At 35.2% G+C, this 19,496-nt stretch carries 17 protein-coding genes, 2 tRNA genes and 1 pseudogene; 13 read left to right on the forward strand and 7 right to left on the reverse strand.

Annotated elements, in window-relative coordinates; genetic code table 11:
* Positions 1 to 503: 503 nt before the first annotated feature.
* The 4 genes and pseudogenes from ACIQ0M_RS09590 to ACIQ0M_RS09605 form a co-directional block, all read right to left on the reverse strand.
* Entirely contained in the window at positions 504 to 1,106 is a 603-nt protein-coding gene (locus ACIQ0M_RS09590) for a SprT-like domain-containing protein (protein WP_396151641.1), read from the reverse strand.
* Positions 1,107 to 1,944, reverse strand: a pseudogene (locus tag ACIQ0M_RS09595) (Bro-N domain-containing protein).
* A 23-nt stretch (positions 1,945 to 1,967) separates the two neighbouring features.
* Positions 1,968 to 2,645, reverse strand: a complete 678-nt coding sequence (locus ACIQ0M_RS09600; protein ID WP_396151643.1) for an SDR family NAD(P)-dependent oxidoreductase — start codon at positions 2,643 to 2,645, stop codon at positions 1,968 to 1,970.
* Positions 2,646 to 2,750: 105 nt separating this feature from the next.
* The gene (locus ACIQ0M_RS09605; protein WP_396151645.1) at positions 2,751 to 3,887 is read right to left on the reverse strand and encodes an acyl-CoA dehydrogenase family protein; all 1,137 of its coding nucleotides are present in this window, start codon (positions 3,885 to 3,887) and stop codon (positions 2,751 to 2,753) included.
* 94 nt (positions 3,888 to 3,981) lie between these two features.
* Between ACIQ0M_RS09605 and ACIQ0M_RS09610 the strand changes: the two genes are divergently transcribed.
* From ACIQ0M_RS09610 to ACIQ0M_RS09660, 11 genes are all read left to right on the forward strand, one after another.
* On the forward strand, positions 3,982 to 5,061 hold the full coding sequence (locus ACIQ0M_RS09610) for an anhydro-N-acetylmuramic acid kinase (protein ID WP_396151647.1): 1,080 nt from the start codon (positions 3,982 to 3,984) through the stop codon (positions 5,059 to 5,061).
* A gap of 77 nt (positions 5,062 to 5,138) precedes the next feature.
* On the forward strand, positions 5,139 to 6,365 hold the full coding sequence (locus tag ACIQ0M_RS09615) for a Glu/Leu/Phe/Val dehydrogenase dimerization domain-containing protein (RefSeq protein ID WP_396151649.1): 1,227 nt from the start codon (positions 5,139 to 5,141) through the stop codon (positions 6,363 to 6,365).
* A 7-nt stretch (positions 6,366 to 6,372) separates the two neighbouring features.
* A complete protein-coding gene (nhaD, locus tag ACIQ0M_RS09620) occupies positions 6,373 to 7,749 on the forward strand; it encodes a sodium:proton antiporter NhaD (RefSeq protein WP_396151651.1) in 1,377 nt (458 codons plus the stop codon).
* Positions 7,750 to 7,808: 59 nt separating this feature from the next.
* A complete protein-coding gene (locus ACIQ0M_RS09625; protein WP_396151653.1) occupies positions 7,809 to 8,513 on the forward strand; it encodes a MotA/TolQ/ExbB proton channel family protein in 705 nt (234 codons plus the stop codon).
* A gap of 1 nt (position 8,514) precedes the next feature.
* Positions 8,515 to 8,907 carry an ExbD/TolR family protein gene (locus ACIQ0M_RS09630; protein ID WP_396151655.1) on the forward strand — a complete coding sequence of 131 codons (393 nt, stop codon included), beginning with the start codon at positions 8,515 to 8,517 and terminating at the stop codon, positions 8,905 to 8,907.
* 160 nt (positions 8,908 to 9,067) lie between these two features.
* Positions 9,068 to 9,904, forward strand: a complete 837-nt coding sequence (locus ACIQ0M_RS09635) for an energy transducer TonB (RefSeq protein WP_396151657.1) — start codon at positions 9,068 to 9,070, stop codon at positions 9,902 to 9,904.
* A gap of 1 nt (position 9,905) precedes the next feature.
* Positions 9,906 to 10,331, forward strand: a complete 426-nt coding sequence (locus ACIQ0M_RS09640; protein ID WP_396151659.1) for a hypothetical protein — start codon at positions 9,906 to 9,908, stop codon at positions 10,329 to 10,331.
* Positions 10,332 to 10,388: 57 nt separating this feature from the next.
* A complete protein-coding gene (locus ACIQ0M_RS09645; RefSeq protein ID WP_396151661.1) occupies positions 10,389 to 11,609 on the forward strand; it encodes a bifunctional folylpolyglutamate synthase/dihydrofolate synthase in 1,221 nt (406 codons plus the stop codon).
* A 70-nt stretch (positions 11,610 to 11,679) separates the two neighbouring features.
* A tRNA-Val gene (locus tag ACIQ0M_RS09650) sits at positions 11,680 to 11,754 on the forward strand.
* 42 nt (positions 11,755 to 11,796) lie between these two features.
* Positions 11,797 to 11,871, forward strand: a tRNA-Val gene (locus ACIQ0M_RS09655).
* A 206-nt stretch (positions 11,872 to 12,077) separates the two neighbouring features.
* Positions 12,078 to 13,949 carry an OmpA family protein gene (locus ACIQ0M_RS09660; RefSeq protein WP_396151663.1) on the forward strand — a complete coding sequence of 624 codons (1,872 nt, stop codon included), beginning with the start codon at positions 12,078 to 12,080 and terminating at the stop codon, positions 13,947 to 13,949.
* Between the two features lie 129 nt (positions 13,950 to 14,078).
* Here the strand turns inward: ACIQ0M_RS09660 and ACIQ0M_RS09665 are convergent, their stop codons facing one another.
* Positions 14,079 to 14,660, reverse strand: a complete 582-nt coding sequence (locus ACIQ0M_RS09665) for a tRNA-(ms[2]io[6]A)-hydroxylase (protein WP_396151665.1) — start codon at positions 14,658 to 14,660, stop codon at positions 14,079 to 14,081.
* A 75-nt stretch (positions 14,661 to 14,735) separates the two neighbouring features.
* On the opposite strand from ACIQ0M_RS09665, the gene ACIQ0M_RS09670 reads away from it, so the two are divergent.
* On the forward strand, positions 14,736 to 15,962 hold the full coding sequence (locus ACIQ0M_RS09670; RefSeq protein ID WP_396151667.1) for a glycosyltransferase family 4 protein: 1,227 nt from the start codon (positions 14,736 to 14,738) through the stop codon (positions 15,960 to 15,962).
* Positions 15,963 to 16,027: 65 nt separating this feature from the next.
* Complete coding sequence (locus tag ACIQ0M_RS09675; protein WP_396151669.1) at positions 16,028 to 16,342, forward strand: hypothetical protein; 315 nt, start codon at positions 16,028 to 16,030, stop codon at positions 16,340 to 16,342.
* Positions 16,343 to 16,747: 405 nt separating this feature from the next.
* Here ACIQ0M_RS09675 and ACIQ0M_RS09680 read toward each other — a convergent pair whose 3' ends face one another.
* On the reverse strand, positions 16,748 to 18,379 hold the full coding sequence (locus ACIQ0M_RS09680) for a pyruvate dehydrogenase complex dihydrolipoamide acetyltransferase (RefSeq protein ID WP_396151671.1): 1,632 nt from the start codon (positions 18,377 to 18,379) through the stop codon (positions 16,748 to 16,750).
* A gap of 5 nt (positions 18,380 to 18,384) precedes the next feature.
* Positions 18,385 to 19,383 carry a pyruvate dehydrogenase (acetyl-transferring) E1 component subunit alpha gene (pdhA, locus tag ACIQ0M_RS09685; protein ID WP_396151673.1) on the reverse strand — a complete coding sequence of 333 codons (999 nt, stop codon included), beginning with the start codon at positions 19,381 to 19,383 and terminating at the stop codon, positions 18,385 to 18,387.
* Positions 19,384 to 19,496 lie beyond the last annotated feature (113 nt).

The following is a 19,496-nucleotide window of genomic DNA, read 5'->3' on the forward strand; positions in this document are numbered from 1 at the left end:
AATTAATAGGATGTAAAGATAAAGAGTTATTTCTATTTGGATGTTGACTTTAAAAAAAATGAGCTCAATTTAAGTAAGATATTGAAAACAAATAACAATTGTAAGCCTGCAAAAATTAATAATGAAATTATAGTTCTTAAATTATAATCAATAGAATCAAAAATGGAAGATGAATTTATTTTACCTAAATAATAGAAAAACACTCCTAAAAAAATCAACGAACCATAGACATGAATTAAGGAAAGAATTGAAATGAATTGAATTTCAAAAAAATTAAAAATGAAGTATATCAATCCTGTAATGAAAAATATCAAACACAATAAAATATAAGCATGCTGAAAAGTAATTACATAATAAGTATCATGAACATTAAAATCCAATGTTTCCTTTTTATTTACTATAAAAGACAAAATCAAAAATGAAATTGCAGCTAAAAGCAATAAAAAATAAGGTTTGTTTTTAAGCAATTCTAAAATCATAAATCGTTATACTTAAATCGTTAATCAACCCGGAATAATCTCCACCTCAGCATTCGCATTAAACAAATATAATTTTCCGGTTTTTACTTCCAAACATTCATAGCGTTTGACACGTAAACCTTTTTTTTGAAAAACTCTTCCGTTTTTAATTCTAAAAAAACTGCCGGAAGGCACTTCATGTATAAAATGAATGTCGGGTTTTCGTTCGTCAAATTGCTTCAATGCAAAAGCCAATCGAGCATCGGTATCGCTACTGGCCGTTGGATTTCTAAAATGATTCGCTACCAAAGGCAAAACCGAATTCGGAAAAATTTCAGGACGAATAAACGGAATCATCAACCGTTGAAAGGTAATTTTCCATTCATTGCCATGTGGTTTAATCATTCGCCCATATTTTTCAAAAGCAGCCAAATGAGCAATTTCATGTACCAACGTGATTAAAAAACGGTATTTATTCAAATTAGCATTCACCGTAATTTGATGTTTCCCGGAGGGATGTCTTCTATAATCACCGTGACGCGTAACCCTTTCATTTACAATTTTTAAATGAACGGAATTGGTTTTGATTAACTCAAAAACCGGTTCGACTGCGTGTTCGGGGAGATATTTTAAGAGGACTTCGCTCATTTATTTCTTATCAATTTCTTTTTTTTGATTGAGTAATGTTTTGGCATTTAATTCGGTTACAACTTTTTTACCGGTTTTGGCTTCCAATTCTTTTCTGGCAACATTGGCAACATTTCCGCCTTGTTTAGCCACTTCTTTACTGTCTTCAAACGTTTCAGGATGCAATGCTTTGGAAATATCTTTAGTGGAAGCTTCTGCTAACATATTCAAAATCAATTCCGTGTTGGTCATATTATCGCGAAGGTTTTCCTTTTTTAATCCTTTCAATATTTTATATTCTTTGGTGGTTTTTCCCGACCAAGCTTTTAACAATATCGGTTAAGGTAGCAAATTGTTGACCTTCTTTAATTCCTCTACTTTTCCATTCATCCGTTAATTCTTTTCTAATTTCAATGCTTTTCAAACGTTGATTAATCCAATTTTCAGAATATCCGAATTGTAAATATTGTTCTAACGCTCTGTCAATTGTTAATTCCGGATCTTGCATTTCGTCTAATCGTTCGGATGCAATTTGTGCTAACCACAACTTAAACGGTTCTGCTTTTGGAGATGGAATGGATTGAATTAGCCTAAAAAGCTGCTCTGTATCAGCGACATCTGTAATTCGCATTTTCCCGTCAGGAGCAACCATTTTCAACTGTCCGATTTTATCGGACACTTCACTTCCCTCTTTTTGTAACTTCGCTTTTAAATCACTCCAATATTTTCTTGGGCGATCACTTTCTGTTAAAACTTCAATTACATCAATAATTGAAAAGAACCACTTCTCGTTTTCTGCATCCCAAAGTGTTCTTACTTTTTTGTTTTCAAATAGCTGGATGGCGTTTTCTTTTTTCATATTATATATATTAAAAATTTGAATTACGGTGTGGATGAACTTACCTGCAACACTTTACCATTATAATACTTATTTCCGTTTAACGAAAAATCATAAATATAATCGGCCATTTCTTTGGCAGAAAGTGGGGCTTGATAACCTGGAAAAGCTTCTTGTAACATTTCGGTTTGTACTGCTCCTAATGCTAATACATTAAACGAAATACCTTCTTCTTTGTATTCTTCTGCTAACAATTCCGATAACGTAATCACCGCTCCTTTGCTGGAAGAATAAGCAGCCAATCCAGCAAATTTTGAACTGCCTTGAACGCCACCCATCGAACTAATCGTAACCACATGACTGCCTTTTTGCATAAAAGGCAAACAAACCTGTGTTAAATTAGCCACTGCAAAAACATTGACTTTGTAAACCATTTCAAAATCGGCTTGTGATAATTGTAAGAATGGCTTTAAAACCAAACTTCCCGCGTTGTGAATTAATACATCTACATTTTTCCATGTATGAGTAATGAATTCTTTGATTACATTCAATCCGGATTCTTCCGATAAATCAACGGAAAGACAAGTTATATTGGAATGTTCAATTAATTCTTTGGGCGTTTTCCTTGAAATTGCCAAAACTTGATGACCTGCATTAGCAAATTGCAAAGCCAGTTCAAATCCAATGCCACGTGACGTTCCGGTAATGATGATGTTTTTCATGTTATAATCTGAATAATTTCTTTCAAATGTATGTAAAAGGAAACCGCAAATTCGCAAATTAAATTTTAAAATTTGCGAATTTGCGGTTAAAATTAATTCAAATTATTAAATCAAACCTCTCGAAATCACTATGCGTTGAATTTCAGAAGTTCCTTCATAAATTTGTGTAATTTTAGAATCACGCATCATTCGTTCTACATGATATTCGGCTACGTAACCATTTCCACCATGAATTTGAACGGCTTCATTTGCTACTTCTAAAGCAATTTCAGAAGCATATAATTTCGCCATCGCACCGGAATGGGCAATGTCTTTTCCTTCATCTTTTTCACAAGCTGCTTTCATTACTAATAATTTTGCTGCTGTAATTTTTACATACATATCCGCTAATTTAAAAGCAATAGCTTGATGTTTGAAAATTTCTTTTCCGAACGCTTTTCGTTCTTGTGAATAATTCAAAGCTAATTCATAAGCTCCGGTTGCAATTCCTAGAGCTTGAGAAGCAATTCCGATTCTTCCTCCGTTCAAAACATTCATGGCAAAACTGAATCCAAATCCATCTACTCCAATTCTGTTTTCTTTGGGTACTTTCACGTCCGTGAACATTAATGAATGTGTGTCGCTTCCGCGGATTCCCATTTTCTTTTCTTTGGGACCAATTTCAAAACCTGCCCAACCTTTCTCAACTATAAAAGCGTTGATACCTTTGTGACCTTTTTCAATATCCGTTTGAGCGATAACAAGATAAGTAGAAGCAGTTCCGCCGTTGGTTATCCAGTTTTTGGTTCCATTTAATAAGTAATAATCACCCTTGTCGATGGCAGTAGTTTTTTGCGAAGTTGCATCACTTCCCGCTTCCGGTTCTGACAAACAAAAAGCACCAATCACTTCACCTTTAGCTAAGGGCACTAAATATTTCATTTTTTGTTCTTCAGAACAATACTTCTCCATTCCGGCACAAACTAAAGAATTGTTTACCGACATAATTACCGCTGCTGAAGCATCTACTTTGGCAATTTCGGTCATGGCCAAAACATACGAAACACTGTCTAATCCTGCTCCACCGTATTTTGGATCTACCATCATTCCCATAAAGCCTAATTCGCCCATCATTTTGACTTGCTCAGTCGGGAATTTTGAATGTTCGTCTCTTTCAATAACTCCCGGTAATAATTCTTGTTGAGCAAAATCACGAGCGGCTTGCTGAATCATTAAATGCTCTTCGGTCAGATTAAAATCCATAATTATAAAAAATAGTGTTTGATTGTTTCTTAAATTTGAACGCAAAAATAGTACATTAAAGTCAAAATCTCAAACGATTTCGTAATTTTAGGCCATGTTTAAAGAATCATATCACGTTATTGGTGTCATGAGCGGTACTTCGCTCGACGGAATAGATTTAGCTCACCTCTATTTTTCGAATAAAAACGGAAATTGGACCTATAAAATCGGCATCTGTCAAACTGTTCCATACAATTCAGAATGGTTAAACAAATTAAAGATTGCAGTTCACTTTTCTTATAAAGAATTAGAAAAACTAAATCAAGATTACACCAAATATGTTGGTAAAATAATCAAACAATTTATTGAAATTAATCATTTCAAAGAGATTGACGCAGTTTGCAGTCATGGTCACACCATCTTGCATCAACCTCAAAAGGGTATCACATTACAAATTGGAAATTTACCTGAAATTGCTAAAATTATTGGTGAGAAAGTTGTTTGTGACTTTAGAGTACAAGATGTAAAACTGGGCGGACAAGGAGCTCCATTAGTTCCGATTGGAGATCGATTATTATTTTCAGACTACGATTTTTGTTTAAATTTAGGAGGATTTTCTAATATTTCGTTTGAAGAAAATGGAGATCGAAAAGCATTTGATATTTCTCCGGTAAATACTGTTTTGAATTTTTATGCCAATCAATTAGGTTTTGATTATGATGACAAAGGAGAAATCGCTCGTTCGGGAAAAGTAAATCAAGCTTTGCTCGTTGAATTAAATTCGATTGATTTTTACAAAAAAAAATACCCAAAATCATTGGGGATTGAATTTGTAAATTCAACAATTATTCCATTAATTAATTGTTTTTCTATATCAATAGAGGATAAATTACACACATTTGTAGAACATATAGCAATCCAAATTGCCGTGGCTTTATCAAAAAAAGAAGGAAAGATGCTGGTTACCGGTGGTGGTGCATATCATCTTTTTCTCTTAGAAAGAATGAAAGACTATTTGCCAACGACGGAAATTATTGTTCCAGATGCCAAAACCTTAGAATTTAAAGAAGCACTTATTTTTGGACTGTTAGGTGTTTTGCGATTGCGAAATGAAATCAATGTTTTAAGCAGTGTAACAGGTGCAAAAAATGACCATTGTTCCGGTATGGTTTACAAACCATCATACTGTAGATAAATCTCTTGAAAACTTTAGTAAAAAATTAAAAATAAATCGAATTTGTTCAATTAAATTTGCATTACAAACAAACTGAAATGAAAGAATTACTCAAAAAATTTGAGAATAAAGAACCTGAAATAATTTTTAATTGGAAAGACCCTGAAACGGATGCAGAAGGATGGACAGTCATCAATTCATTGAGAGGAGGAGCCGCTGGTGGCGGAACTAGAATGCGAAAAGGACTTGATATGAATGAAGTGCTTTCGCTTGCCAAAACCATGGAAGTAAAATTCTCTGTTTCCGGCCCCGCCATTGGTGGAGCGAAATCAGGAATCAATTTTGACCCAAATGATCCCCGCAAAAAAGAAGTGTTACAACGTTGGTATAAAGCTGTTTCTCCCTTATTAAAAAGTTATTACGGAACCGGTGGCGATTTGAATGTAGATGAAATTCATGAAGTAATTCCAATTACAGAAGAGTGTGGGGTTTGGCATCCACAAGAAGGAGTTTTTAACGGTCACTTTAAACCTACTGAAGCCGACAAAATTAACCGAATTGGTCAACTCCGTCAAGGTGTGATCAAAGTAATTGAAAATCCAAAGTTTTCACCGGATGTAAACCGAAAATATACCGTTGCCGATATGATTACCGGTTTTGGCGTTGCCGAAGCTGTTCGTCATTATTATGATATTTATGGAGGTAGCGTTGTAGGTAAAAAAGCAGTCGTTCAAGGTTTTGGAAATGTAGGTTCAGCTGCGGCCTTTTACTTGGCCGGTATGGGTGCAAAAATAGTCGGAATAATTGACCGTGAAGGGGGAATCATCAACGAAGATGGTTTTACCTTTGATGAAATAAAACGATTATTTCTCAACAAAGACGGTAACAAATTAGTGGCCCCAAACATGATTCCGTTTGAAACAATAAATCAACAAATTTGGAATATCCAAGCAGAAATTTTTGCTCCTTGTGCCGCCTCACGATTGGTTCAAAAAAGTCAAATTGATCAAATGATTACTTCCGGTTTAGAAGTGATTTCAAGCGGTGCCAATGTACCGTTCGCAGATAAAGAAATTTTCTTTGGTTCCATCATGGAAGAAACCGATGCGAAAGTTAGTTTAATCCCTGATTTTATTGCAAATTGCGGTATGGCACGTGTTTTTGCCTATTTTATGGAAAAGAAAGTTCAAATGACTGATGAAGCAATCTTTTTTGATACTTCTGAAATCATCAAAAAAGCAATTGAAAAAACGCATGCTTTAAATTCATCTAAAACAAATATTAGTGCTACTGCTTTTGAAATTGCACTTAAACAATTAACTTAATAATCCTATGGCAATTATTATCATCTTATTATTCGTTATTGGTTACATGTCCATCACTTTAGAGCATCCTTTAAAATTGGACAAAACAGTACCGGCTCTATTAATGGCTGCTGTCATGTGGGCTTTTTTATCTTTTGGTTTCAATAATGGATGGCTTTCAATTATTGATGGTCATAATCATGTTTACAACATTAACATAGGTGACGCTGAAGCCAATCACGAAGGATTTCTTGAAAACTTAATGCATCATTTCGGAAAAACTGCTGAGATTTTGATTTTCTTGATTGGTGCAATGACTATTGTTGAAATTATTGATTTACACCAAGGTTTTGATGTAATAAAAAATAGAATTAAAACCACGAATAAAGTAAAACTATTATGGACATTGGGATTAATTGCTTTTTTTCTTTCAGCCATTATAGATAATTTAACAACTACCATTGTATTAATTACTTTGTTGAGAAAGCTTATTCCAAAAAGGGAATACAGAATATGGTATGCTTCATTAATAGTTATAGCAGCAAATGCTGGAGGAGCATGGTCTCCAATAGGAGATGTTACTACAACTATGCTTTGGATAGATAATAAAGTCACTGCCATCGGATTATCCGAATATGTAATTGTCCCTGCTATAATTTGTTTTGTGGTACCCTTTTTTATTGCTTCAAGATTAAAACCATTTCAAGGAACTACCGAAAGAAAGTCTTTTGGCATCAATGAAGAATCAGAACGGTTTTTAAGTAGTAAAAAAATGCTTTATATTGGATTAGGAGCAATTGTATTGGTACCAATCTTCAAAATGATAACCGGACTTCCTCCCTACGTAGGAATGATGTTTAGTCTCGGATTCGTTTGGTTAGCATCAGAATATGTTACGCCTTATGACGATTTCAACAAAAAAGACAAGCATCTCTATTCCGGGCACAAAGCCTTAACAAAAATTGAATTTTCAAGCATCCTCTTTTTCTTAGGGATTTTAATGGGAGTAGCCGCTTTAGAGAGCATGGTTTTTGGTCAAATTAACGGTTCAGATACCGGAACACTTCGCTATGCAGCAGAGTCTTTATCTAATGCTGTTCCCAATATGGACATCGTTGTTATTCTTTTGGGAATTCTCTCATCGGTTATAGACAACGTACCTTTAGTTGCAGCATCAATGGGAATGTACACCTACGAAGTTGATCATCCTGTCTGGCATTTTATTGCCTATTCGGCTGGAACAGGTGGTAGTATGCTTATTATCGGTTCAGCTGCCGGTGTAGCCGCCATGGGAATGGAAAAAATAGATTTCATCTGGTACCTCAAACGAATCACTTGGCTAGCCTTTGCAGGATTCCTAGCAGGAGCTTTAACATTCATGTTTATTGAACATTTCGTACGATAAACAATTTAAAATAGTATTTTAGCGTTATCTTTTAACCAATCAAAAAAACTAATTAAAATATGCAACCAAACGATAGTCTATTATCAGGGCAAGAAAACAACCCTTTTATTGAAGGAAATGAACCAGTAGAAAAAACATTATCCATTTGGGAGTTAATCACTAGTGGTGGAATCGGGGGACAACTCATCATGATTACATTGGGTTTATTGCTTTTTTTCGCTTTGTATCTTTATTTTGAAAGACTAATGGCTATCAATGCCGCTTCAAAAATTGATGTGAATTTTATGAATAACATCAAAATGAATATCCTTAACGGAAAATTAGATGCCGCCAAAATGCTATGTGCTCAAACCAATTCACCTGTTGCTCGATTAACCGAAAAAGGAATTTCCCGAATCGGAAAACCTTTAGAAGATATTAATACTGCCATTGAAAATGCAGGAAAACTGGAAATTTATAAACTAGAGAAAAACGTGAGCATGCTTGCAACTATCTCTGGAGCTGGCCCAATGATTGGTTTCCTAGGAACCGTAATTGGTATGATTCTTGCCTTTCATAAAATGGCTAGCGGAGGCGGGCAAATTGAAGTAGGTGCGTTGGCAGAAGGTATTTATACTGCAATGACAACCACAGTTGCAGGATTAGTAGTAGGTATTATCTCGTTTATGGGTTACAACCATTTGGTTGTTAAAACAGATAAAGTAGTGCACCAAATGGAAGCCAATGCAACTGATTTCCTTGACCTTTTAAACGAACCTTCTTAATATGAATATCAGAGGTAGAAATAAAGTATCACCGGAATTCAACATGTCGTCTATGACAGACATCGTCTTTTTGTTGTTAATTTTCTTTATGCTAACATCCACTATGGTGACCACCAATGCATTGGATTTAGTTTTGCCTAAAGCAAAAGGAAAAACGGATAGCAACAAAAACATTTCGGTAAGTATTAATAAAGATTTACAATTTTTTATTGATAAAGAACAAGTTCAAGAAGCAGATTTAGAAACCCGTTTATTAGGTTTGTTTGCTAACAAAGAAGACAAAGCCTTAATTCTTAGAGCCGAAGAAGGTGTGCCAATTGAAAAAGCAGTCAATGTGTTAGACATCGCCAACCGCAACCAAATTAAAGTGGTATTGGCAGTACGACCAAAATAATAAGAAGCTAATCCTGCTGTTCGTTCCTAGTTTTTTTGAATAAACCCTTTTTTTGTAAGCCGTTTCAAGAGCTTCCGCTGGTCGCTTTGAAACAGCAACAAAAAATAGTGTTTCTTTCAAAAAAAGCTATCCACTACCATCAGGGCTAAAAAGAGAGACCATGAAATATTTAGAAACCGAATACGAAAAAAAATCATTTGCCATTACTACAGCAATTATGGCAGTGTTGCTTTTATTATGCATTTTTCTGGGGTTAACATACATGGATCCACCACCCGAAAACGGAATCGCTATTAACTTTGGTAACACTGACGCCGGTTCAGGAAACACCAACACAACAGAACCTGTTAAATCAGAACCAAGAGAAGTAACCGAACAGCCGGTAGAAGAATCTACTTCTGAACCTACTTCTCCCAGTAAAGCCGCTGAAAATGTAATTACTGCCGATAATGAAGCGGCAATTGCCTTAAAAAAACAAAAAGAAGAAGCGAAAGCCAAAGCAAATGCCGAAGCTATAGCAAAAGCAGCCGAACAGAAAAAAAAGAAAGAAGAAGCGGATAAAAAAGCAAAATTAGATGCTTTAATTGGCGGTGTAAAAAAATCAGATGGTAAAACCACCAGCGGCGACGGAACATCAACTTCACCCGGTAATCAGGGAAAAATTGACGGAAGTATCTATTCCAATAGCTACTATGGTAGTGGCAAAGGAGTCGGCACCGGAAACGGATCTTGGGGATTAAATGGGAGACGGCTTTCCAGCCCGGGAGCGGTTAAAGCTGAATGTAATGATGAAGGCACAATTGTAGTTGAAGTAAAAGTAAACAAAAACGGTGGGGTAACTAATGCAAAATTTAGCCCAAGCGGCTCAAATACAACCAGTCGTTGCTTACAAGAAGCAGCCATCAAATCGGCATACAAATACCGATGGAATGATGACGAAAAAGCACCGGATGGACAAATTGGGTTTATTGTATTTAACTTTAGAAACGGAGAATAAAATGAAAAATCAGTTTCTTTTGCTTTTCCTATTTTTTTGCTTTATATGTTTTGGACAAGAAACAAATTCTAAATCAGCTGTTTTAAATAAAGGTTTAAATACTACTAATAAGGATATAGAAGAATCTTCAAACAATTATTATGGTAGCGGAAAAAGTAATGTAGTATTAAATGGCAGAAATTTAGCCAATCAAGGCACAATCTTACCAGATTGTAATGACGAAGGAACTGTTATTGTGGAAATTGAAGTAAACCAGAGTGGTATTGTTACAAATGCAAAATTTAGTCCTCGAGGCTCAAACACAACCAGTAAATGTTTACATGAAGCTGCTATAAAATCGGCTTATAAGTACAAATGGAATGAAGATTCAAAGGCTCCAGAAAATCAAATTGGGTTTTTAGTATTTAATTTTAGAAACGCAGAATAAAAAATAAAATTTATTTATATTTTAACCTCACTCTTGTGGGGTTTGTTTTTTTAACTCATGAATTATCAAGAAACTGTTAACTGGCTATTCAATCAGCTTCCCATGTATCAAAACCAAGGAGTATCGGCCTATAAACCGAACCTTGACAATACAATTTTATTGACTAATTATCTCAACAATCCCGAAAAAAAATTAAAAACCATTCATGTTGCTGGCACTAACGGAAAAGGTTCTACCTCTTCTCTACTCGCTTCCGTTTTACAAGAAGCAGGTTATAAAGTGGGGTTATATACTTCACCTCATTTAAAAGATTACAGAGAACGCATCAAAATCAATGGAGAAGAAATCACCGAAGAATTTGTAATCGACTTTGTTTCCAAACACAAATCCTTTTTTGAAAGTCATCAATTGAGTTTCTTCGAAATGACCGTTGGTTTGGCTTTTGATTATTTTGTGAAAGAAAAAGCAGATATTGCAATCATCGAAGTGGGAATGGGCGGCCGATTAGATTCCACCAACATCATTACACCATTAATTTCAGTCATTACGAATATTGGATTAGACCATACTCAATTTCTGGGAAATACATTGGAAGCCATCGCCTTTGAAAAAGCCGGCATTATCAAACCCAATATTCCGGTAGTGATTGGTGAATTTACTACTGAAACAAAACCCGTTTTCGTAAAAAAAGTATCAGAAACAAATTCACAGATTTATTTTGCCTCTGAATTGGTTAAAGCTACTTATCCCTCCGCATTATTGGGTGATTATCAAATTCAGAATAAAAAAACAGTGATGCAAAGCATTCGTATTTTACAACAACAAAATGAATTTATAATATCCGAAGAGAATATAAAAAAAGGATTTTTAAATGTCATACAAAATACCGGCTTAGCGGGAAGATGGCAACAATTGGGAGAAAGTCCTAAAATAATTTGTGATACGGCTCATAATAAACACGGACTATCAGTTGTAATTAAACAACTGGAAAAACAAAAATTTGAAAAACTTCATATTGTCTTAGGCGTTGTAAACGATAAAGATTTAACTGAAATTTTACCTTTATTTCCTAAAAATGCATTGTACTATTTCTGCAGTCCAAAAAATTTACGTGGGTTACATCCAGAAATTCTAAAACAAAAAGCCGTTGAGTTCGGACTTAAAGGAAAAGTATACAATTCTGTTTCAGAAGCTTATAAGAACGCTATGGAAAAATCTACCGCAAATGACTTTATTTACGTGGGTGGAAGTACTTTTGTTGTAGCAGAAATTTTATAATTTTTTTTCGCTTTTTGTTTGCAGATACCAAAAACTGTTCTATATTTGCACTCGCAATCAAGCACTAATCGGGCGATTAGCTCAGCTGGTTCAGAGCACCTCGTTTACACCGAGGGGGTCGGGGGTTCGAACCCCTCATCGCCCACAATAAACTCCTTAAGCAATTAGGGAGTTTTTTATTTCTAAAGGGTCATTAACTCAGTTGGTTCAGAGTGTCACGTCGACAACGTGGAAGTCATTGGTTCGAATCCAATATGACCCACTACTTAATACTATAATTCTACTCATTGTATTTCAATTTTATAGATTATCTTATGCTTTCAGTTATCGTTTTCCTAGATAATTATTCTTTACTTTTCAGATACTCCATTTAATACTCATTTTTTTGATATATTTGAAATCAAATCATTGTTTTGATTTTTTTGAAATTAAAGCTTGATTTTACTTATCTTTTAAAGTAAAAATCTGATGAAAAATAAACTTTTAACTATTATACTTTTTTTGAGTCCAATAGCTTTATTTGCCCAAAATAAACAAACGGAAAAAGCCGACAAGCTATTTGAAACCTATCAATATGTGGCTGCTATTGAAGAATACTTAAAATTGGCTGAATCTAAAAAAGCTGATAATTATGTTTTCAAACAATTAGCAGACAGTTATTACAACGTATACAACACTGCGGAAGCTGCAAAATGGTATGCCAAAGCAGTGGTAAAAAGTTCGGATGGAGAAACCTTTTATCGCTATGCTCAAACTCTAAAATCGCAAGGGAAATACCAAGAAGCCAATACACAAATGGATAAGTTTGCTTCGCTAATGCCTTATGATCAACGAGCGAAAGACCACAAAGCCAATCCGAATTATATCCCCAGTTTGGCCGATAAAACCAAGTTGTTCGATAGTAAAGAAACAAAAATCAACAGTAAAGAGCAAAGTGATTTTGGAGCTGTTTTAACCAATGATAATACGTTGTATTTTGCAAGCACACGAAACACTTCAAACAAAACGGACAAGTGGAATAATCAACCCTATTTGGATATTTTTTCTTCAACATTAAATCCAAACGGAACACTTTCTGAACCTCAAAAAGTAAATGAATTAAATACACCCTATCATGACGGACCGGTTACTGTTTCTGCAGACGGGAATACAATGTTTTTTGCAAGAGACGGCCACAGCGAGGGAGTTTATGAAAAAGACAAAAAGAATAAAATTCAAATTGGTGAGCAGGGTTTGTATAGAGCCTCTAAAGTCAATGGTAAGTGGTCTTCCATTCAAGCATTGCCTTTCAATAGCAAAAATTATTCAGTTAGTCATCCTAGTTTGAGTAAGGATGGTCAAACGTTATATTTTGCCTCTAACATGCCCGGAGGATTGGGTGATACAGATATATGGAAAGTTACAGTTAAAGGTACCTCATATGGAAAGCCGGAAAACCTTGGGGTTTCTGTTAACACAGCCGGAAAAGAAGGCTTTCCCTTTATAACCGATGACAATGTGCTTTATTTTGCTTCGAGTGGTAGACAAGGTTTTGGTGGTTTAGATATTTTTAAAGTTGATTTGAATAATCCATCAGAAACAATAAACATCGGAAAACCGATTAATACCGAAAAAGACGATTTTTCATTTAGTTTTAATACAAGCAAAAATATTGGCTTCTTTTCTTCTAACAGAGATGGAGTCGATAACATTTTTGAAGCCATCCCAGTCTGTACGGCTGAAGCGTTTGCGATAGTAAAAGACAAAAAAACCGGAAAAGTTCTTGCCAATGCAACGGTATCCATTTTGGATGAAAAAAGAAACGTGATTGCCACTTCTCAGACCAATACCAGTGGCGAGGTGATGTATGACATCAACTGTAATACGTTGTATATTTTTCAAGTAACGAAGTCAGATTATGATCCTGCTACTTCAACGGTTGAAAAAGTAAAATCCGGAAGAACTTCAGTTGTAATTGAATTGGAGCCGATTGAAGTGATTGTGACCGAGACAGAAGTGATCTTAAAAAGCATTTATTTTGAATTTAATAAAAGTAATATCACTGAACAAGGTGCAACGGAATTGGATAAGTTAGTTAAAGTGATGAAAGACTATCCCACAATGGAAATTTTGGTTAAATCGCATACGGATTCAAAAGGAACCTCGGCTTATAATTTGAATTTATCCAATCAACGAGCCCAATCTACAGTTCAATATTTAATTTCAAAAGGAATTGCTAAAGAGCGACTTTCCGGCAAAGGATTAGGATTTACTGAGCCAAAAATTGATTGTAAAGCAAATTGTAATGACGAACAAGATGCACAAAACCGTCGTTCGGAGTTTTTAATTGTGAAAAAGTAAACTCTTTTCTAGCACTTTTTGCGTGAGGGATAGTAGCGGAAAGCCCACAGCAACAACGGAGCTTGTGGAGTTGGTGCGAGGACTTGCAGCGGATAGCCCGACCCTTGTGGTCACGCCCAAATTATAAAATTATCCGTGAACCGTTTCTTTTTTTCCATAGTTGGAAATGAGTTCGCCTTCAAATTCGAGCCATTCCTGCCAGCGTTTATCCACATCAACATTTTCGGAATATTTTCGGGCAAATTTTAAAAAAGTGGTATAATGGTTGGCTTCGCTAATCATGAGTTCACGATAAAACTTGGCTAATTCTTGGTCTTTAATATTTTCGGAGAGCACTTTGAAACGTTCGCAACTGCGGGCTTCAATCATGGCGGCAAAAAGCAATCGTTCGATTAAGGCATCGTTTCTAGAACCGCCTTTTTTGCTGAATTTTACGAGTTGGTTGACGTAATCGTCTTTTATCTCACGTCCAAATTCGAAACCGCGTTCTTGAATAATGTTGTGTACCATTTGAAAATGTTCCATTTCTTCGATGGCGATTTTAGCCATTTCGGTGACTAATTCAACGTTTTCAGAATTGTTGGTGATGATATAAAGAGCATTGGCAGCCGCTTTTTGTTCACACCAGCAATGGTCGGATAAAATTTCTTCGAGGTTTGATTCGGCGATATTGGCCCATCGTGGGTCGGTTTTAAGCTTTAATCCTAACATGATTCGTGAGATTTACTGCAAAAATAATGCTTTTTATTTGAATAGAATTGCCTCTTTTATTGCTATTTTAGTGGGATGAAAGGATTAGAAAACAAACAACTTTTAATTATTGGTTTTGTGTGGCCGGAACCGAAATCTTCTGCTGCCGGAAGTAGGATGATGCAATTGATTTCTTTTTTTAAGGAAAAAGGAGCAAAAATAACATTTGCCAGTACAGCAGTAAAAAGTGAATTTTCGGAGGAATTAATTGGTATTGTTTGTAAACAAATAAGCCTGAATTGTACTTCTTTCGATGTATTTATATCTGATTTGCAGCCGGATTTGGTCTTGTTTGATCGGTTTATGACAGAGGAACAATTTGGTTGGCGAGTTGCACAACATTGTCCTAATGCACTTCTAATGTTGGATACTGAAGATTTACATTGTTTACGAGAAGCAAGGCGTTTGGAAGTTTTAAAGAATAAACCGTTTGACTTGAATAATGATTTGGCAAAGCGTGAAATTGCGAGTATTTTTCGATGTGATCTAACGTTGATGGTTTCGGAATTTGAAATGGAATTGTTGCAAACGTATTTTAAAGTGCCTTCGTTTTTATTGTTTTATTTGCCGATTTGGGTTGAGAATGAAACACTAGATTTACCAAGTTTTGAAGAAAGAGACGATTTTGTATTTATTGGAAATTTTTTACATGCTCCTAATCACGATACCGTTATCTATTTAAAAGAAGTGATTTGGCCATTTTTATCTAAAAAATTTCCCGAAGCAAAGTTGCAAGTTTACGGAGCCTATCCCACACCAAAAATAAAATCATTGCATGAGCCGAAGCTGAATTTTTTTGTTCATGGTCGAGCCGAAAGTTCGTTCGAAGTGATTTCTAAAGCAAGAGTTCTTTTGGCACCCATTCGTTTTGGTGCCGGAATTAAAGGAAAATTGTTGGAAGCCATGCAGTTTGGAACGCCTAGTGTTACTACTACGATTGGGGCGGAAGCCATGAATGGTGATTTTTTATGGAATGGATTTATTACTGACTCACCGGAAGATTTTGTCGAAAAAGCAATAGAATTATACCAAAACAAATCCTTTTGGATGCAAGCTCAACAAAATGGTTTCGAAATTATAAAAAATCGATTTTCGAAGGATTTGTTTGAAAATACTTTCCTTGAAATGGTATTAGATAAGTTTGATAATTTGGAAAAATATCGTGAGCATAATTTTATTGGTTCGATGTTAATTCATCATTTTTTGCAAAGTACCAAGTATATGGCGAAGTGGATTGAGGAGAAGAATAAAGCGAAGTATTAATGTCTTTAAGTTTATAAAATATAATGTATGATTTTTTTTAAAAAGCCAAAAAAAGATACGAAATCTTGAAATTATATAAAGTAGTTGATTTAGAGACTGCAAAAAAATTTCAAACTCACGCGATTATTAATTTAATTTTAGAATTTTTAGAATCTAATTATGAGATGCTCCCAATTACTATCGATTTAAATTATGGAAAAAAAGAATGGTTTGACTTAAAAAAATTTAAACAAGGTTATTCTAAATTTCCTAGTGATAAAACTTGTTATTTAACTGTATATTTTGGCTCAAGTAGTTCAATGTTTAGTTTTTCTAATGATATTTTAAATTCTAATAATAAAAAAAGAATCATATATCAATATTACATTAGCATTAGATAAGCAATTTTTTCATTCTGAAACTACACATCAATTTGTTAAAAAGTTAAATCACATTTCAGAATTTGATTATGGTTATGGTTTGAGGTTAAATGAGGATTTTGATTTTAATAGTGAGCGAAAGTTTAAAAAATCCTTATTTGGGTTGTCAATATCATCTTCCATAACAGAAGAAGATATTGAATTAGAAAAAAGAAAAATTAATTTTAAAAATGGATATTTTCAGAAAGTTTACCCATTTAATATCTTCAATAAGAGTCAAATCAATTCACTTATTATTAATCTATATCCAAATCACAAACTTTCAAATTTTAGTGATGAACTTTTTTATTTTAATTTAATAGAATAATTAATAAAAAAAAGCGAGTCCAAAATTGAACTCGCTCTCATATATAGTTTCAAATAAATCTAAGCTAACATAGTCACTGGATTTTCTAAATACGTTCGTAACGTTTGAAGAAATTGAGCTCCTGTTGCTCCGTCAACCGTTCTGTGGTCGCATGCTAAGGTTACTTTCATGGTATTTCCAACTACAATTTGACCATTTCTTACTACCGGTTTTTCGATAATCGCTCCTACGGATAAAATAGCAGAATTAGGTTGGTTGATGATTGAAGTAAATTCTGTTATGCCAAACATACCCAAGTTAGAAACCGTAAATGTGCTTCCTTCCATTTCGGTTGGTTGTAGTTTTTTGTTTTTAGCTCTTCCGGCCAAATCTTTAACTGCAGAACCAATCTGTGTTAAACTCATTTGGTCAGTAAATTTCAGCACAGGAACTACAAGTCCATCTTCTACAGCCACGGCTACACCAATGTTTACGTGGTGATTGATAACCGTTACATCCTCTTTCCATTGTGTATTTACTTGTGGGTGTTTTTTTAATGCCATCGCACAAGCTTTCACCACCATATCGTTAAATGACACTTTCGTATCCGGAACGGTATTGATAATTGCTCTGGATTTCATTGCTTCATCCATGGCTACTTCTATTGTTAAATAGTAATGTGGAGCTGTAAATTTAGATTCAGAAAGGCGACGAGCAATGGTTTTACGCATTTGCGAGTTTTTCACTTCTTCTGAATACGATTCTCCGGCAGGAACAAATGGTTGAACAGCAGCAACAGGTTGAGCAATGCTTTCTTGTTGCACTGCTTTTTGAGGAGTAACAGCCGATGATGTGAAATTTTCAACATCACTTTTTACAATTCTTCCATTTTCGCCTGATCCTTTTACTTGAGAAAGGTTGATTCCTTTGTCTTTTGCAATTTGTCGGGCTAATGGTGAAGCAAAAATTCTTCCGTTTGTTTCGGAGGAAGTGGATGCTTCTTCTTTATTTTCTGTGGATGGTTTTGCATCCTCTGATTTACTTTCTGGTTTTTCGGCTTTAGGAGCGTCACCACCTTTGGTAAAGTTTTCCGCAATACCGGAAACATCAGTTCCGGCAGGGCCGATGATGGCTAAAATACTATCTACCGGAGCAGACTGACCTTCTTGCACACCTATGTATAATAATGTTCCTGAATTGAATGATTCAAATTCCATTGTGGCTTTGTCTGTCTCAATTTCGGCAAGAATATCACCTTCTTTTACCGTATCGCCAATTTTTTTTAACCAAGTAGCTACCGTTCCGTCTGTCATGGTATCACTTAGACGCGGCATGGTTACTACTTTCACTCCGGCTGGAATTTCAGGAGTGGTCTTTGGTTTTGCTTCTTCACTTTTAGTATGGTCAGCTTCAGTAGATTTTTCTACTGTTTGGGCAGCATTTCCTCCTGCTAATAAACTTGAAATATCCTCACCTTCTTTTCCGATAATGGCTAAAAGGGAATCAACCGGAGCCGATTCGCCTTCTTGAATTCCGATGTGAAGAAGCGTTCCAGCTTCAAATGCTTCAAATTCCATGGTCGCTTTGTCGGTTTCTATTTCGGCTAAAATATCACCTTCTTTTACGGTATCGCCAACTTTTTTAAGCCATGTTGCAACAACTCCTTCAGTCATTGTATCACTCAAACGTGGCATTGTTATAATTTTTGCCATATTGCTTATAGTTTATGGGGAATAAAAGGATAGTTTTCTTGTTCGTATACTACGTCATATAATTGTTGTACTTCCGGGAATGGAGATTCTTCAGCAAATCTTTCGCATTCATCCACTAAGTTTTTCACTCGTTCGTCAATTGCTTCAATTTCTGCATCGGTTGCATAATTGTTTTCTTTGATAATATCTAAAACTTGTGTGATAGGGTCAATTTTTTTGTATTCTTCCACTTCGTCTTTAGTTCGGTATAATTGAGCATCAGACATCGAATGTCCTCTGTAACGGTATGTTTTCATTTCTAAGAAAGTGGGTCCGTCTCCACGACGAGCTCTTTCGATTGCTTCATGCATAGCTTCGGCCACTTTTACCGGATTCATTCCATCAACCGGTCCGCATGGCATTTCATACCCTAAACCAAGTTTCCAAACATCTGTATGATTTGCGGTTCTTTCGACAGAAGTTCCCATGGCATATCCATTATTTTCACAAATGAATACTGCAGGAAGTTTCCATAACATTGCCATATTGAAAGCTTCGTGAAGAGAACCCTGACGAGCGGCACCATCACCAAAATAGGTAAGTGTTACACCACCAGTATTGAAATATTGATCGGCAAAAGCCATTCCGGCACCAACCGGGATTTGAGCACCTACAATTCCGTGTCCACCATAAAAACCGTGTTCTTTAGAAAAGATGTGCATCGATCCACCCATACCTTTAGATGTTCCGGTTACTTTTCCATAAAGTTCAGCCATTACCTTTCGTGGGTCAACACCCATTCCGATTGGTTGAACGTGGTTACGATAAGCAGTAATCATTTTGTCTTTTGACAAGTCCATTGCATGCAATGCACCGGCTAAAACCGCTTCTTGACCGTTATATAAATGTAAAAACCCTCTCACTTTTTGTTGGATGTAAACGGCAGCTAATTTGTCTTCAAATTTTCTCCAAAACTGCATGTCTTCATACCATTGCAGATAAACTTCTTTGGTGATTTTTTTCATTTGTTCTATTTTGAATCTTTTATGTTTGTTTTGTCTGTTTCACAAATAGGTTGTGCACAAATTTGCGAGTAGCAAAAATAAGACATCCTAAGTAGATGTAAAAATTTAATCGC

The sequence above is a fragment of the Flavobacterium sp. genome, from assembly GCF_044339515.1.
GTDB lineage: Bacteria > Bacteroidota > Bacteroidia > Flavobacteriales > Flavobacteriaceae > Flavobacterium.

What these genes read in the sequence shown, in the direction of transcription:
- ACIQ0M_RS09600 (WP_396151643.1), bottom strand. Translation starts at nt 2,645, where the DNA reads ATGAAAAACATCATCATTACCGGAACGTCACGTGGCATTGGATTTGAA.
- ACIQ0M_RS09670 (WP_396151667.1), top strand. Translation starts at nt 14,736, where the DNA reads ATGAAAGGATTAGAAAACAAACAACTTTTAATTATTGGTTTTGTGTGG.
- ACIQ0M_RS09660 (WP_396151663.1), top strand. Translation starts at nt 12,078, where the DNA reads ATGAAAAATAAACTTTTAACTATTATACTTTTTTTGAGTCCAATAGCT.
- ACIQ0M_RS09640 (WP_396151659.1), top strand. Translation starts at nt 9,906, where the DNA reads ATGAAAAATCAGTTTCTTTTGCTTTTCCTATTTTTTTGCTTTATATGT.
- ACIQ0M_RS09630 (WP_396151655.1), top strand. Translation starts at nt 8,515, where the DNA reads ATGAATATCAGAGGTAGAAATAAAGTATCACCGGAATTCAACATGTCG.
- nhaD (WP_396151651.1), top strand. Translation starts at nt 6,373, where the DNA reads ATGGCAATTATTATCATCTTATTATTCGTTATTGGTTACATGTCCATC.
- ACIQ0M_RS09605 (WP_396151645.1), bottom strand. Translation starts at nt 3,887, where the DNA reads ATGGATTTTAATCTGACCGAAGAGCATTTAATGATTCAGCAAGCCGCT.
- ACIQ0M_RS09680 (WP_396151671.1), bottom strand. Translation starts at nt 18,379, where the DNA reads ATGGCAAAAATTATAACAATGCCACGTTTGAGTGATACAATGACTGAA.
- ACIQ0M_RS09635 (WP_396151657.1), top strand. Translation starts at nt 9,068, where the DNA reads ATGAAATATTTAGAAACCGAATACGAAAAAAAATCATTTGCCATTACT.
- ACIQ0M_RS09625 (WP_396151653.1), top strand. Translation starts at nt 7,809, where the DNA reads ATGCAACCAAACGATAGTCTATTATCAGGGCAAGAAAACAACCCTTTT.
- ACIQ0M_RS09615 (WP_396151649.1), top strand. Translation starts at nt 5,139, where the DNA reads ATGAAAGAATTACTCAAAAAATTTGAGAATAAAGAACCTGAAATAATT.
- ACIQ0M_RS09610 (WP_396151647.1), top strand. Translation starts at nt 3,982, where the DNA reads ATGTTTAAAGAATCATATCACGTTATTGGTGTCATGAGCGGTACTTCG.
- pdhA (WP_396151673.1), bottom strand. Translation starts at nt 19,383, where the DNA reads ATGAAAAAAATCACCAAAGAAGTTTATCTGCAATGGTATGAAGACATG.
- ACIQ0M_RS09665 (WP_396151665.1), bottom strand. Translation starts at nt 14,660, where the DNA reads ATGTTAGGATTAAAGCTTAAAACCGACCCACGATGGGCCAATATCGCC.
- ACIQ0M_RS09590 (WP_396151641.1), bottom strand. Translation starts at nt 1,106, where the DNA reads ATGAGCGAAGTCCTCTTAAAATATCTCCCCGAACACGCAGTCGAACCG.
- ACIQ0M_RS09645 (WP_396151661.1), top strand. Translation starts at nt 10,389, where the DNA reads ATGAATTATCAAGAAACTGTTAACTGGCTATTCAATCAGCTTCCCATG.